This is a genomic window from Henriciella aquimarina, from assembly GCF_002088975.1.
Classification (GTDB): Bacteria; Pseudomonadota; Alphaproteobacteria; order Caulobacterales; family Hyphomonadaceae; genus Henriciella; species Henriciella aquimarina.
The window spans coordinates 1-14,009 of record NZ_NCST01000045.1 but is presented as its reverse complement, the minus strand read 5'-3'; the positions used below and the strand labels follow the sequence as shown (position 1 = coordinate 14,009).

At 56.2% G+C, this 14,009-nt stretch carries 14 protein-coding genes; 9 read left to right on the top strand and 5 right to left on the bottom strand.

Features of this window, described 5'->3' with window-relative positions; translation table 11 throughout:
* Positions 1-40: 40 nt before the first annotated feature.
* Positions 41-1,194 (bottom strand): IS3 family transposase gene (locus B8784_RS07415; RefSeq protein WP_456077614.1). Its coding sequence is split into 2 segments (ribosomal slippage): positions 41-942 and positions 942-1,194, totalling 1,155 coding nucleotides; the frame shifts between segments, so codons are not numbered across the junction.
* Between the two features lie 301 nt (positions 1,195-1,495).
* Between B8784_RS07415 and B8784_RS07405 the strand changes: the two genes are divergently transcribed.
* From B8784_RS07405 to B8784_RS07395, 3 genes are all read left to right on the top strand, one after another.
* Entirely contained in the window at positions 1,496-2,785 is a 1,290-nt protein-coding gene (locus tag B8784_RS07405; RefSeq protein WP_233356016.1) for an aromatic ring-hydroxylating dioxygenase subunit alpha, read from the top strand.
* A complete protein-coding gene (locus tag B8784_RS07400) occupies positions 2,785-3,306 on the top strand; it encodes an aromatic-ring-hydroxylating dioxygenase subunit beta (RefSeq protein ID WP_084397045.1) in 522 nt (173 codons plus the stop codon). Before B8784_RS07405 ends, B8784_RS07400 begins: the two co-directional genes overlap by 1 nt.
* Positions 3,307-3,370: 64 nt before the next feature.
* Complete coding sequence (locus B8784_RS07395; RefSeq protein ID WP_084397042.1) at positions 3,371-4,378, top strand: amidohydrolase family protein; 1,008 nt, start codon at positions 3,371-3,373, stop codon at positions 4,376-4,378.
* Between the two features lie 40 nt (positions 4,379-4,418).
* Here B8784_RS07395 and dmpG read toward each other — a convergent pair whose 3' ends face one another.
* From dmpG to B8784_RS07380, 3 genes are read right to left on the bottom strand one after another with little or no spacing between them, the layout of a single operon-like run.
* A complete protein-coding gene (dmpG, locus tag B8784_RS07390) occupies positions 4,419-5,450 on the bottom strand; it encodes a 4-hydroxy-2-oxovalerate aldolase (protein ID WP_084397040.1) in 1,032 nt (343 codons plus the stop codon).
* Positions 5,450-6,391, bottom strand: coding sequence for an acetaldehyde dehydrogenase (acetylating) (locus B8784_RS07385; RefSeq protein ID WP_084397038.1), 942 nt, complete (start codon positions 6,389-6,391; stop codon positions 5,450-5,452). The genes dmpG and B8784_RS07385 overlap by 1 nt, the downstream gene beginning before the upstream one ends.
* 4 nt (positions 6,392-6,395) lie before the next feature.
* Positions 6,396-7,184 (bottom strand): 2-keto-4-pentenoate hydratase, encoded by a 789-nt coding sequence (locus B8784_RS07380; RefSeq protein WP_084397035.1) that lies wholly within the window; start codon positions 7,182-7,184, stop codon positions 6,396-6,398.
* Between the two features lie 125 nt (positions 7,185-7,309).
* Between B8784_RS07380 and B8784_RS07375 the strand changes: the two genes are divergently transcribed.
* On the top strand, positions 7,310-8,089 hold the full coding sequence (locus B8784_RS07375) for an IclR family transcriptional regulator (RefSeq protein ID WP_084397033.1): 780 nt from the start codon (positions 7,310-7,312) through the stop codon (positions 8,087-8,089).
* A gap of 48 nt (positions 8,090-8,137) precedes the next feature.
* Here B8784_RS07375 and B8784_RS07370 read toward each other — a convergent pair whose 3' ends face one another.
* A complete protein-coding gene (locus tag B8784_RS07370) occupies positions 8,138-8,857 on the bottom strand; it encodes a TetR/AcrR family transcriptional regulator (protein ID WP_158085621.1) in 720 nt (239 codons plus the stop codon).
* Between the two features lie 354 nt (positions 8,858-9,211).
* On the opposite strand from B8784_RS07370, the gene B8784_RS07365 reads away from it, so the two are divergent.
* From B8784_RS07365 to B8784_RS07345, 5 genes are all read left to right on the top strand, one after another.
* Positions 9,212-10,120 (top strand): VOC family protein, encoded by a 909-nt coding sequence (locus B8784_RS07365; RefSeq protein ID WP_084397028.1) that lies wholly within the window; start codon positions 9,212-9,214, stop codon positions 10,118-10,120.
* Positions 10,121-10,300: 180 nt separating this feature from the next.
* Positions 10,301-10,621, top strand: a complete 321-nt coding sequence (locus B8784_RS07360) for a 2Fe-2S iron-sulfur cluster-binding protein (protein ID WP_084397026.1) — start codon at positions 10,301-10,303, stop codon at positions 10,619-10,621.
* An 839-nt stretch (positions 10,622-11,460) separates the two neighbouring features.
* A complete protein-coding gene (locus tag B8784_RS07355) occupies positions 11,461-13,386 on the top strand; it encodes an HAD hydrolase family protein (RefSeq protein ID WP_084397024.1) in 1,926 nt (641 codons plus the stop codon).
* Positions 13,376-13,783: a hypothetical protein gene (locus B8784_RS07350; RefSeq protein ID WP_084397022.1), complete on the top strand. Its 408-nt coding sequence runs from the start codon at positions 13,376-13,378 to the stop codon at positions 13,781-13,783. Before B8784_RS07355 ends, B8784_RS07350 begins: the two co-directional genes overlap by 11 nt.
* Positions 13,737-14,009 (top strand): transposase (locus B8784_RS07345; RefSeq protein ID WP_143435342.1); only part of this gene is annotated, 273 nt, incomplete at its 3' end. The genes B8784_RS07350 and B8784_RS07345, both read left to right, overlap by 47 nt.

The window sequence follows — 14,009 nt, the reverse complement described above, 5'->3', positions numbered from 1 at the left end:
CTGAGCTACTCCCCATCGTTTGGACAGGATCTGGCGTAGATTAAGCTACTCGTTGCACCTGCTGATCGGGTTGCTTGATATTATTTCTTTGCCAGTAAACCACCGCTGGTGGCCTGCCGCCAAGGGCTGAGTGAGGGCGCTTGTGGTTGTAGAAGGTCATCCATTTCCGGATGCCCGTCTTTGTTTCTGATCCTGTTTCCCAGGCGTGCAGGTAGACGCACTCGTATTTCAGGGTTCGCCATAGCCTTTCGATGAAGATGTTGTCGAGGAAGCGGCCTTTTCCGTCCATCGAGATCCGCACGCCGGTCCTGCGCAGTCGGTCGGTCCACGCGAAGGACGTGAACTGGCTACCCTGGTCGGTATTCATGATCTCGGGCGCGCCGAACTTGTGGACGGCCTCGTTCAGCGCTTCGACGCAGAAGTCGGCTTCCAGCGTATTGGAGATGCGCCAAGCCAAGACCTTTCGAGTGTGCCAGTCCATGATCGCCACGAGGTAGAGGAACCCGCGCTGCATCGGCAGGTAGGTGATGTCCGAGCACCAGACCTGGTTCGGACGATCCACCCGCAGACCTCTCAGCAGGTAGGGATAGGTCTTGTGCCCCTTCGCTGGCCTGCTGGTGTTGGGCTTCTGGTAGATCGGCATGAGCCCCATCAGGCGCATCAGCCGCCGGACACGTTTCTCGTTCACGAGGTGCCCGTCGTTGCGCAGGTGCCATGTCATCTGGCGGACACCGAAGAACGGCGTCTCCAGGAACTGCTCGTCAATTAGCCGCATCAGGCCGAGGTTCAGCTCGGTCTCGCCTTTAGGTGTGTAGTAGAAGGACGAGCGCGCGATTGACAGCAGCTTGCACTGTTGCCCGATGGATAGCTCAGGGTGGTCAGGCTCGATCATCCCGCGCCTCACTTCCCGCCCCAGGGCTTCAGCTTTCGTTCTAAAAAAGAGTTGGCCACCGCCAGCTCCCCGATCTTGGCATGGAGTTCCTTCACCTGCTCCTCGTCGATCTCGGGCTTCCTCCGGCCGCCGCGTTCGAACACGCCGGAGGCACCCTCGAGCAAAGCGCGTTTCCATTGATGGATCATCGTCGGATGCACCCCGAACCGACTCGCCAGCTCGGCCGCCGTCTCCTCACCCTTCAGGGCTTCCAGCGCGACCTTCGCCTTGAACTCGGGCGCGTGCTGTTTGCGTTTCGACATCTCTGATCTCCTCGTCGTTGAAGATCAGCAGACTGCAAATCGTAGCTTATGTCAGTGTCCAAATTTCGGGGGGTAGCTCAGGCCTTTCCTGAACTGACCTCTTGTCACTCTTGTTTGAAACGTGCATTTTAATTTGACATGCGTAGACCGAAGCCTTACGCACGATTGGTAATACCAATGTCGGTTGATTGCAACTCGTCTGGCTTGGTTGATGTTGCTGTTGAGGCATGCTGCGCTGGCTCCACTTGGTCATCAAGCGAGCCGAAAAAAAATGACGTGTTAGAGGGTAGGAGAGAGAAAAATGCCAGATTCGCTGGTTTCCCCGAGCAAGACAATGGAGGCATCATATGTTGTCGATGACCGGGAGAACGGCCTGTTCCGTGTCAATCGCAAAGTCTTTCTCGACGAAGATGTTCTAAACTTGGAGCGTGAAAGAATATTCAGCAGGTGCTGGCTGTTCATCGGTCATGCGTCGGAGCTTCCGGACCCGAACGATTTCGTTACGAGGAATGTCGGCGGCAAGGAAATGATCTTCAACCGGGACAGGAAAGGTAACTTTCACGCCTTCCTCAACACGTGCCCGCATCGGGGCGCGATGGTTGAGCGCCAGGAGTCCGGCAACTCTCTCGGCTTCAAGTGCTTCTATCATGGTTGGGCTTTCAATAATAACGGGAACTATGCCACTCGTCATGAGAAGGGAGTCTATCCTGAAGACTTCAATCAGGATGGCTGCGCAAATCTGGTTCCGGTCAAGCTTGAGCAGTACCGGGACTTTTTCTTCGTGAATTTCGATGAGGCGGCCGAGCCGCTTGAATCTTATCTCGCTGATTCAAAGCAGATCTTTGACATCATTGGCGATCATAGCCCCAATGGCATGGAAGTTGTGGGCGGTGCTCAGAAGTACAGCATCCGCGCGAACTGGAAGCTCCTTATGGAGAATAGTTATGACGGCTACCACGCGCTCGACACTCATGAGACCTATTTCAAATATCTGACCGAAGCCATTGGCGGGCCGGCGGAAATGCCTACTGTTACGAATGTCATGGACCTCAAAAATGGACATGCTTCGATCGAGGGCGATGCGCCTTGGGGGCGGCCGGTTGCTAAATGGATTCCGGCGTGGGGTGAAAAAGCCAAGGCAGAGGTCGAGGAAATTCGGCGTGAGGTTGAGAGCCGCGTCGGCAAGGAGCGCGCCGAACGCGTCTGCCGGCTGGGACGCAATACGGGTATTTTTCCCAATCTGGTAATCAACGATATCATGGCGATCACGATCAGGACCTTCTATCCTGTAGCTCCCGGCGTGATGAATGTCACGGCATGGGCGTTGGGCGTGAAGGGCGAGTCTCGCGAATTCCGCAAGCGCCGGCTGGACAATTTCCTGGAATTCCTCGGTCCTGGCGGCTTTGCCACACCCGATGATGTCGAAGCGCTGGAATCTGCTCACCGGGGGTATGCTGCCTATCAGCTCGCGCCCTGGAACGACATATCGCGGGGCTTGTCGCGGCCCGAGAGCGAGCCTTTCAAGGCTGATGATGAGGAACAGATGCGTTGTTTCTGGCGCGAATGGGATCGCAGGATGGGGGGCGAGTAATGTCAGCAGGTTCACAACAGTCTAGAAAGAGCGTCGAGCAGCCCTTGTCCCGTGCTGCCTATGAAGATTTTCTCTTTGAGGAAGCAGCAATGCTTGACGAGTGGCGGCTTGGCGAGTGGCTGGCTCTCTTTACCGAGGATGCGGTCTACGAAGTGCCCCGGGCAGGAGCAGACGAAACAGCGGATTCCGCAGAAGACCTATTCTACATTGCTGATAATTACTTCCGGCTCGGGCACCGCGTAAAGCGTATGCTGGACAAGGCAGCGCATGCAGAATGGCCACGATCGGTCCAGTCGCACATGATTTCCAATGTCCGTATCAAGGGAAGTGATGAAGAGGGCGTGCATGTAAGCTGCCGATTCATCACCCATAGGGCTAAGAACGAGATCGTCGACACTTATGCCGGACATCACAACTACATTTTGAGGACGGTGGATGGAAAGCTTCGCATTGCATCAAAGCGGACATTTATTGCTTCGGACAGCCTGCGGGATCAGGGCAAGGTAACTATCATCCTTTAGGGACCTCTATAGCCTTGATTATATTGTGTTCCGGCTCGGTCCTGCTCCGTAGGGAGGACATGACATGCCGCTGATTGATGTCCACTGCCACATTTCGCCAATTGAGTTCCCGGCTGCGCCCAGTAGCGAGGCCGGCGCGCGATGGCCATGCATGCGATGCGCCTCCAAGACCGCCGGTACACTCCTCATCGGAGAAAAACCCTTTCGGGAACTTGATGATCGGTCTTGGGATGTGTCGCGCCGACTGGAAGACATGGATCGAGATCGGGTCTCCATCCAGGTGCTTTCGCCAATGCCAGAACTTCTATCCTACTGGCATTCTGTGGATGACGGCGTTGTCATCTGCGATGCCATAAATGCCCAGATTTCTGAGATGATTTCACAGGCCCCCGGCCGGTTCCGTGGGCTCGGTGGTGCACCACTACAAGAACCGAAGAGGGCGGCTGGTTACCTAAAGCGCATCAAGGAAGAGTTCGGTCTGTCAGGTGTAGAAATCGGAAGCAATATTAACGGTATCATGCTCGGTGACCCGTCCTTTGACGTATTTTACGCTGAAGCTGAGGCGCTAGGGCTAGCCGTCTTTGTACACGCATTACATCCTGTCGCGGCCAAGACGGTTGCTGTCACGCCAAGTGAGACAGCATTTGTCTACTTTCCGCTCGACGTAGCCATGGCCGCCGCTTCCGTGGCCATGACTGGCCTTCTCGAACGCTTTCCAAGGCTTCGCATCGCGTTCAGCCATGGCGGCGGAGCGCTTGGCTCGATTATCGGGCGTATGGACACCGGCTGGGAACTGACCGAGGGGTTTGGCGGAAGCATGGCGGAGGCTCCGAGCGCCGCCGTTCGGAAAATGTTCTTTGACAGCAATGTCCTGGATCCGGCTTACCTGTCCTACTTGGTCAGGGAGGTTGCGCCAGGCCGAATCTTTCTCGGCACGGATTACCCGTACCTGATCAGGCAGCAGGATCCTGCCCAACTGATCTCGAATCTGTCATTGTCAGACCACGAAGTGCGAAGCTTGAGATGCGGCGCTGCCGAGGCTTTTCTGGGCGAGACCTTCGGCCACGACTGAGCAGTGGAGCAACAAGGTTGGCGCGAACCCTGGGCCGATCTTACTGTTTGTTCTGCTCCAGAAGATCGAGCGCCACGTCGACGATCATGTCTTCCTGCCCACCCACCATGCGGCGTTTACCCAGTTCCACAAGAATAGAGCGGGTATCCAGGCCGTATTGCTGCGCAGCCTTTTCGGAATGGCGAAGGAAGGATGAGTAGACGCCAGCATAGCCGAGCGAGAGCGTTTCGCGATCGACCCGGACCGGACGGTCCTGCAGCGGCCGGACGAGGTCCTCGGCGGCATCCATCAGCCTGTAAAGGTCGCAGCTATGCTGCCAGCCTTTGCGGTCAGCAGCGGCGATGAAGACTTCGAGCGGTGCATTGCCTGCCCCGGCACCCATGCCGGCAAGCGAGGCATCCACACGCCGCGCGCCATGCTGGACGGCCACGATGGAATTGGCGACGCCGAGCGAGAGATTGTGGTGGGCGTGGACGCCACGCTCCGTGTCGGGGCGCAGCACCCTTTCATAGGCATCAAGCCGGGCGGCATAACCATCCATGTCAAGCGCGCCGCCACTGTCGGTGACATAGACGCATTCGGCCCCATAGCTCTCCATCAGCCGCGCCTGCTCGGCAAGCCGGTGCGGATCTGTCATATGACTCATCATCAGGAACCCAACTGTGTCCATGCCGAGGTCGCGGGCTGTCTCGATGTGTTGCTTCGATACGTCGGCCTCGGTGCAGTGAGTTGCAATCCGGACGGACCGAACGCCAAGCCTGTAAGCTTGTTTCAGTTCCTCGATGGTACCGATGCCAGGAAGCAGAAGCGTGGCCAGAGCCGCATTCTTCACGGCGTCCGCCACAGCTTCGATCCACTCCCAGTCCGTATGGGCGCCAAAGCCGTAATTGAAGCTGGAGCCGTTTAGTCCGTCGCCATGAGCGATCTCAATGGCGTCCACTCCGGCCGCATCAAGCGCTGCAGCAATCTTCTGGACATGCTCAATACCGTACTGATGGCGAATGGCATGCATGCCGTCACGCAGGGTCACGTCCTGGATATAGAGCTTCTCTGTTGTCGGATCGAAAGACATTATGCGGACTCCTTCTCACGCCGCCGCTCAGCAATTTTCTCTGCTGTGGCCAAGCCCGCAGAGGTCATGATATCGAGATTTCCGGCATAGGCGGGCAGGTAATGTGCAGCCCCTTCGACCTCGAGAAAAACACTGGTCTTGATGCCTCCGAATTCCCCCAGGCCCGGAATCCGGACCGGGTTGTTCGCACCGTAGCGCTCGAACTGTATCTTCTGCTTCAGTCTGTAACCGGGCACATAGGCTTGCACCTTCTCCACCTGCGCGAGGATCGCCGCTTCGATCTCTTCTTCAGTGGCACCACTGGACAGAGTGAAGACCGTGTCGCGCATGATCATGGGCGGTTCGGCGGGGTTGAGAATAATGATCGCCTTGCCTCGCGTCGCGCCCCCGACCTGCTCGATTCCAGCCGATGTCGTTTCCGTGAACTCGTCAATATTCGCTCGAGTCCCTGGTCCGGCCGATTTCGAGGCGATCGAGGCAACAATCTCGGCATAATGGACCTCGGCCACTGACGAAACAGCTGCAACAACCGGAATGGTCGCCTGCCCTCCACACGTCACCATGTTGACGTTTGGCGCTTCAAGATGGTCGTCGCCGTTGACAACAGGAATGACATACGGACCGAGGGCTGCAGGCGTGAGATCGATCATGATCTTGCCGGATGCCGACACAATCTCATTGTGCCGCTTGTGAGCGCCAGCAGATGTTGCGTCAAAAACGATGCCGATCTCTGGCCAAACATCGAGTGCGGTAAGCCCGTCAATTCCTTTATGCGTGGTCGCAACTCCCAGGCTCTTTGCACGCGCCAGCCCGTCGGAATCGGGGTCGATCCCGACCATCGCTCCCACTTCGAGAAGCTTTGATTTGCGCATTACCTTGATCATAAGATCAGTGCCAATATTGCCCGAGCCAATGATCGCGACTTTTGTTTTCTTCGTCATTCTATTAATTCCCGTACGTGAATCTGCAGGTGCCAACGCCCCCAATTCTCGCGCAAACCTCGTCACCGGGATGGAGTGGGACCATGGGGCCGAGAGCCCCGGTCAGCACAATGTCACCCGCCTTGAGGTGCGTTCCATGCGCGGCGAGGGTGGAGCCCAGCCAGGCTGCCGCGTCCAGAGGGTGGCCGAGACAGGCTGCGCCGGCACCCAGTGAAGCGATTTCTCCGTTAGCTTCCAGCGCCATGCCGCAGGTGTAGAGATCTAGGTCGTCAAGCTTCTTCTTGTCCTCGCCGAGAACGAAAAACGCCGAGGATCCATTATCTGCGACCGTGTCGGCAAAAGTAATTTTCCAATCGGAGATTCGGCTGTCGACAATCTCGATTGCAGGCAAGGCATAATCCGTTGCTTCTGCGATATCGCTGCGTGTTACGTGTCCAGCCAGAATATCCTTGGCCAGAACAAGTGCGATTTCAGCTTCCGCCTTGGGCTGGATGCATCGGTGAGGTGCAAGGGTCCCCCCATTCGCGATTCTCATGTCCTCGAAAAGAACCCCGAAATCCGGCTGATCCACACCCAGCTGCTGCTGCACAGATTTTGCCGTGAGACCGATCTTTCGACCCACAACACGCCGCCCCGAAGCCTGCCAGTAGTCCGTGTTTATCGCCTGTATGGCATATGCGCCTTCGACATCTGTCGGACTTACAATGTCGCGCAGCGGTTCTATCGTATTGCCGTCATAAGCCTGCAGAAGCCGTCCAGCTGCTATTTTATAGCGGTCCCGTTCTGATGTCATGCGGTCTTTCCCTCTTTCACTGACTGCTCTCAGGCAAAGCAATATTAGACGGACATTTTAATTTGCGCTGGCGTAATTTCAAACGTTAGAACGTCTAATATTCCCACCATATGGAAAACATTTGAATGAGCCAAGATCGCAGAACCTCTCTGGAGAAAGGACTCGAGCTACTGAGGGAAATCCTCGCCAGCAGGGATAATGGCCGCTTCAAGGATGTTGCCTCGCGGCTGAACCTTCCCCCATCCACTGCTTACCGGCTTGTCTCGCAACTGGCCGATGCGGGGATGGTTTCCCGCTTAGGTCCCAATCATTATGGTCCCGGTCTTTTCGCGTCCCTGCTTTATTGCGGATATGAAACACGGCGGCTTCTGGTGCCCCTAGCAAAGCCGCACCTGCTTAGGCTTGCTTCCTATACGGGACTAACCTCGCACCTCGGTGTATTGGAAGAAGGAATGGTGACCTATGACATACGCATACCCGGGCGCGCTCCAAGGGCCGCAGGCTTCACCCGCGAAGGCATGCAGCTCGAAGCCTACTGCTCCGCTGTTGGAAAAGTACTGCTGGCGGGGCTGGATGACGAGACTCTTGGGCAGTATCTCGCTGACGGGCCCTTTGTTGCGCTAACACCGAGAACGATCATCGACCCGCAAGAGCTTGAGGCCGCAATCCTGACTGTTCGCCAGTCTGGTTTCGCAATTGACGACCGTGAAGTCACAGATGACATGACCTGCATTGCCGTGCCGGTCCTGGGCCCACGCGGTAAGACTATTGCCGCCATATCAGTTGCCGTGCCGACTGGAGGGATCAGGCGAAACAACCCGCTAAACTATTATGCCCCCCTTCGCGAGTGTGCCGGGCAAATTGAAAGTCTTGCCTGTGCGGAAAAACTCGCAGACAGGGGCTGAAACGGTCCGGAAAGGTTAGTCACATGGCCAACGCGGAAGGACAGACGTTTACGACGGAAAGGCTGCGTCAAGTGCCCGAATCCGCGCATGCGCCTTGCTGCCATTGATCTTGCGGCGGAACTTTTCCGCCGTCTTTTGATCCTTGAGGGAGCAAGGGGCTTCAAGGAGTCCTGTTCCGCAGTCGATAAGGTTCTGAAGAGGGTCGAACTCCTCCCATATCGGATTTTTCTTGCCGGATGCGAGGTAGCTTTCGTGGGCGGCTTTTGCAGACATCACATACCATGAAAAATAGATCAGCCTTTGCTCGATGACGGCTTGGGGAAGATCGGGTCGAAAATCGCGGATGTACCGGAGAAGCTGCCCGAATACCGAGAAATTCATCATTTCCAGAAAATCGCGTACCATTTGCCGTCTAGTGCTCAACAGGCTGTTCAGGAAACGGCTCGCGGTCGGAGATGGATCTTCAAATTTGGTCATGTCTGGCCAACGCACAATCACCGTAACGACATCCTTGATGGAATGCGGCCCGCCGGCGCGTTGCATCCCGGACAGCCCCTCAAGCCAGCCATCGCTGCTGTCCCTGAACACGTCTGCGAGCAGCTCAATAATGAGCCCCTCTTTTGATTTGAAATAATAATTCAAAGAGCCGCCATTCTTGGCGCCCGATGCCGCAACGATTTCACGAACGGTAACGGCTTCCACCCCTCTCTCTGCGAACAGCTGGCGGGCACAAACCTTGATCCTGGTTTTTGTATCTAGATCATCCATTTGAACCATTTTCTCTCGATGCCTCCGTATTTACTTGCACATAAACCATGAACAAACAGTTTGCCAACCGATTTATGCTGCAGTGCAATAATTCATCTGTTTGTGTTGAAAGCTAGTCAAAACCTGTCTGTGTCAGCGCATTGATCTCTTCTCTCACGGCGACGAGAGTGTCGTTACCTTATGGATTAAAGGCGTGGCGAGCTTTCACAACAGCGCAAAGCGCCCCGATAAGACATGTTGAAGCTTCACCTTTCTGTCGTTATAATTTATACATGTGTATTAATTGCCTTGTGGGCCCTTTGCGGATTTGCATTGCGAGGTTGATGAGAGGTGTTCTGGAAAGGAGTCAGTCAAATGAGCGTCGATGAAATCAGGTACAAGCGCCTGGGGTATGTTGCCCTGACCGTGACGGACCTTGAGACGTCCAGATATTTCTATGAGACGCTTGTCGGCCTCAAGATGGACAAGGAGCCTGCTGATGGGGTCGCATTCCTGCGGTGTAGCGGAAGGCATCACGATCTCGTCCTTTATCAGGGAGGCGAGCCGGCTTTGAAGCGCGTCGCGTGGCAGATGGAGAGCGACAACGCTCTCAAAGCGGCCCGGGAGCACCTCGCAGAACTAGATATTGAATGTGTTCCAGTCAGTCCGGAAGAGCAGGCAGAACTAGGCATTGGCGAAGCGTTCAGGGCCTCTGAGCCGACCACGGGCGCGACTTTTGAATTCTATTGCGATATGGCCGAGGCCCCCTGTGCGTATGAGCCGACACATACAAAAATTGCCCGGCTCGGCCATGTTGTTCTGAGCAGTCCTGATCGTGAAGCGACGGAAAACTTTCTGATGGAGGACCTGAATTTTCGTGTGTCCGACAGGATAAAAGGTGTCGTTACCTTCATGCGCTGTTTTCCGAATCGGTTCCATCATTCCCTGGGCGTTGGAGCAGCTAAAGAGCCCGGACTCAATCATGTGAACTTCATGGTAACCGAGATGGCAGATGTCGGGAAGGCTAATAACAGGATGAAGAAGGCCGAAGTTCCTATCGTTTATGGTATCGGCAAGCACCCGCCATCGGAATCAGTGTTTATTTACTTCCTCGATCCCGACGGCATGACGGTCGAGTACAGTTACGGAATGGAGGAGTTTCCGGAAAACGCACCTCGTGATCCGCGCGAAATGCCCGCGTCCCTTGAATCCATTGATTACTGGGAGGGGGTCCCCGACCCCAGAATGGCCAAGGTGGGCGCTCTTGAGGCGCTGACAAAATAGATAGCTCGACAAGCATTGGCCTCGACGCACAAATGTAAACGCGCAGCTGGTGGGCCTGAGCGGCTTTGGCCGCTGAAGGGACAGCGCCGAAAGCAGGCGAGTATAGCATCGCTGGGATAGCGAAAGCCTTGATGTATTGAAAGGAAGAGACATGGCCTCTGGGCCTGTCAGTCTTGTGGAATGCCAAAAATCACGTTTATTGATCATTCGGGGGAAGCCCGAATTGTAGCAGCGTCAGTCGGTGAAACTCTCATGGAGGCGGGCGTCAAGGCCGATATACCCGAACTCGACGCCGAATGCGGCGGGGCATGTGCGTGCGGGACATGCCATGTCTATGTCGAAGAAGCTTTTCTGGATAAGGTAGGTTTCGCGGGCGAGGCTGAGCAACAGATGCTGGATTATGCTGAATCCCCCGTGCAGGAGAATTCTCGGTTATCTTGTCAGATTGTTGTCCAGGATGAACTGGACGGCATGACTGTCCGCACGCCTGCTGCCCGGTAAGGCGCTCGAAAAACAAGGCAAATGATCGTGAGGTTTCTAGGGCCCCCTTCCGTTAAAGGGGCAACTGGCCGGCCGAACTTGTCTTGTCCTTCTGATTCGGGCGTTTTGACAGCCTCTCATTCCCATCAGACACCGGCGCTGGGCGGTTTACGATCGCCCCTTCGGCAGACTGATGCGTGCTTAGTGCCTTGTTCCGGAGAAGGACGCTTAACCTGGCCGGGTTCCATCCCATTGTGCCTGTTCCGCCGCCCGCAGCGGCGCCGCAAAGGTTCCGATCGTCCAGGTTGACCGCAAGATAAGACGGTTCGGCATGCTGGCTGTCCTGGGGCCAGACGCCGTAAAGTTCTCAGCGCCTCCGGCACAAGGGCGGCAATCGAAGCGCTTCGTCGCTAGTCTTCGCACGGTTTAGAACAAGCTCGGCCTTGACGTTGATCGTCATGTGTCCTGGATCCTGCCGGTATATTCCGCATCCTTGAGGGGGGGGAGGTGCCGATTGGTGCCGCTGCGTCAGTCTCCTTCTCTGGCCTTCCTGTACGCTGGGGTGGACAAGGGGCGGCTGCAATAAATTCCCCTGAGCTGCAATCGACGATATACGGATTCAAGCAGCCCCGTCTGGAAAAGGTCCTCCGAAAGCCGGCTGATAAGTGATCCAGGCACGACGCTTTGATACGGGGTTCCGGGAGGGTCATTACTCATGTCCGATGATAAGCGACGCACTGGCTCATAAGTCATTCAAGAATGGCCAGATAACGGAATCGCTCTTAGGTTAGGATTCAATGTGCGGTGCCTTAAACTAACGAGGCTGGTGATGAAGACAAATTCTGTCACACGAGGGATGCTTGACGAACAGGTACAAACGCGAGTTGGAGCAATTGGCCGATGTCTATCGCGCGGCGCACTCCATTGATGTATCAGAAATCTGCCGCCTCGTTGAGCGCCTCAGTCTCAATCCGCTGACGACGGTCGGATCGGGCGGTTCCTATTCGACCGCGAGCTTTGCAGCCAGTCTGCATGAGTATAGGACTGGTCAGTTGGCCCGGCCCGCAACGCCGCTCGAGATTATTGCGACGCCTCCGCGACGAACAGGAACACTTTGTTTTTCTGCAAGCGGGCGCAATCGGGATATTGGCGTTGCCTTCCAGATTGCAGCACAAGCAGAAGCTGGACCTGTCGGGGCGCTTGTCCTTGCCGATGACACACCTCTGCATGCCCTGCAGTCGCGCTACGCCTACACCGATGTCGTGGGCAGTTCGGCACATCGATTCAAGGACGGCTTTCTGGCTGTTGCCTCCATGGTCGGGTCAGCTCTTCTTCTAAAAAGGGCTTATGATGCGGCCTTCGGGGAACGATCAACGCTTCCGCCGTCCCTCCAAGAGTTCGCTGAAAAAACGATCGCATCGCCAACCTTCGGATTTGTGGAAACCGCAGCCAAGGATGTGATTGGAAGATCATATCTGAGCCTACTCTACAGTCCATTCCTGGTGTCGACGGCAATTGATCTGGAATCACGATTTGTTGAAGCGGCACTCGGCGCCATTCATACAGCGGACTTCCGAAATTTTGGTCACGGTCGCCATCATTGGATGGCAAAGCGGGGAGAGGAAACGGGCGTTATCGCGCTGGCCGGGAAGCAGCATAAGACCCTGGCCTCGAGGACCCTGGATTTAATCCCTGAAGATGTTGCTATCTGGCGTTTGGACATCGCGGGAGAAGCTGACGAGCAGGCAATTGCAGGCCTGATTGCAGGATTGTATCTGAGCGCTGCGGCCGGCGCGGTGGTTGGCATAGATCCGGCCAAACCCGGTGTTCCAGGGTTTGGCCGCAAACTCTACAATCTCGGACCTGGGGCATTAAAACGCAGGCCTTCGGAGATCAACCGGAAGATCGCCATTCAAAGGAAGGCGCCCGAGGTTCATCTGAATGCTTCGGTAATGGGGGCCTGGAACGCAGCTTATGACCGCGCGCTGCACGTCTGGGAGGAGACATGCATTGCTGCCTTGGCCTTCGATTATGATGGAACCCTTTGCGATTCCCGCAATCGCTTTGGGCCTCTGTCCGGAGCGGTTTCCGAAACGCTGACCAGAGTGCTGGAACAGGGAATGAGCATCGGCGTGGCGACCGGGCGGGGGCCTTCAGCAGGCGTTGCGTTGCGAAACTGCCTCCCCAAGCGGTTCTGGCCAGGCATCGTCATGGGTTATTACAATGGAGCTGTACTGACGCATCTCGACGATGACCGGGATCCTTTGGTCGGCCCTTGCGGATATCCGGGGCTTGTCGAGGCGCTGAGCCAGCACCCTGTGCTGCGTGATTGTGACATCCGGGCGAACGAGGTTCAGATCGCCTTGAGGCTGAAACCCTATCTTGATGTCGGCGAGACGCTTTCTGTGGTGAATGCCCTCCTGTCCGACCATGGTCTTGCTGCTCCGGTGACCGCGTCCAGCCATGCAGTGGATATTCAGTTCAGGCCCGCATCCAAGCTGGCTGTGGTGAAAGAACTCCAGAACCGGATCGAGCCTCCAGGTGTCATCATGCGGCTCGGAGACAAGGGAGTCTGGCCTGGAAACGATGCTGAATTTCTCGACAGTCCGTTCGGTTTGTCCGTCGATGAAGCCAGCCGACATTCCGAGCATTGCTGGGCGCTTGCACCCGCTGGCGTCAAGGGAGTTCAGGCGACCTTGTACTATCTCAAGAACCTTATCATCGAGGACGGGGTGGGCAGGTTGAGAGTGCAGGCTGGCGACCGGGGAAATGTCTATGCGTCGTGAACTTGCAGAAAAGCTTCTCACCCGGATCATGGATTGGGGGACCGATGTAAAAGCTGCGGAGCGCGCGGTCCTGGAGGCTTTCGCGGCCTACAAGTATGACGAATATCAGCAATATGCCCCTGGGCGCCGGTTCCTGGAAAGCCTGGCACTCTGGTTGAGGCAGTTCGAGACGCTCGAAGAGCGCCAGATCGCATACGACTTCGTTCGCCGCCGCCTTGTCTTCATTTCCGATTCCGAGATCAATCATCTCGTGGAGCTGGCTTTTTCGACCATTGTACGCCGTCATCTCATCCATAAGACTGAACCGCGCCGGGTTTGCCGGAGGCCATTTTCATTGAGAGAGTGGTTTTATGACAGACAGGAAGCAGAGACATCCTTACTCGCCAGAGGTGCGTGAGCGAGCCATTCGGATGGTGATGGAGCATGGCGGGGAGTACCCGTCGCAATGGGCAGCGATCGTCTCGATTGCCGGCAAGATCGGGTGCGTGCCGCAGACGCTGCATGGCTGGGTGGCGCAGGCCGAGCGGGATGCCGGCAAGCGGGCGGGACCAAGCACCGAAGAGCGCGAGCGGATCAAGATGCTTGAGCGCGAAGTGAAGGAGCTTCGCCAGGCGAACGAGATT

Excerpts from the sequence above, each read along its gene's own strand:
- B8784_RS07375 (WP_084397033.1), top strand. The coding sequence starts at position 7,310 with ATGAGCCAAGATCGCAGAACCTCTCTGGAGAAAGGACTCGAGCTACTG.
- B8784_RS07385 (WP_084397038.1), bottom strand. The coding sequence starts at position 6,391 with ATGACGAAGAAAACAAAAGTCGCGATCATTGGCTCGGGCAATATTGGC.
- B8784_RS07395 (WP_084397042.1), top strand. The coding sequence starts at position 3,371 with ATGCCGCTGATTGATGTCCACTGCCACATTTCGCCAATTGAGTTCCCG.
- B8784_RS07370 (WP_158085621.1), bottom strand. The coding sequence starts at position 8,857 with ATGGATGATCTAGATACAAAAACCAGGATCAAGGTTTGTGCCCGCCAG.
- B8784_RS07350 (WP_084397022.1), top strand. The coding sequence starts at position 13,376 with ATGCGTCGTGAACTTGCAGAAAAGCTTCTCACCCGGATCATGGATTGG.
- B8784_RS07380 (WP_084397035.1), bottom strand. The coding sequence starts at position 7,184 with ATGACATCAGAACGGGACCGCTATAAAATAGCAGCTGGACGGCTTCTG.
- B8784_RS07360 (WP_084397026.1), top strand. The coding sequence starts at position 10,301 with ATGCCAAAAATCACGTTTATTGATCATTCGGGGGAAGCCCGAATTGTA.
- B8784_RS07405 (WP_233356016.1), top strand. The coding sequence starts at position 1,496 with ATGCCAGATTCGCTGGTTTCCCCGAGCAAGACAATGGAGGCATCATAT.
- dmpG (WP_084397040.1), bottom strand. The coding sequence starts at position 5,450 with ATGTCTTTCGATCCGACAACAGAGAAGCTCTATATCCAGGACGTGACC.
- B8784_RS07365 (WP_084397028.1), top strand. The coding sequence starts at position 9,212 with ATGAGCGTCGATGAAATCAGGTACAAGCGCCTGGGGTATGTTGCCCTG.
- B8784_RS07400 (WP_084397045.1), top strand. The coding sequence starts at position 2,785 with ATGTCAGCAGGTTCACAACAGTCTAGAAAGAGCGTCGAGCAGCCCTTG.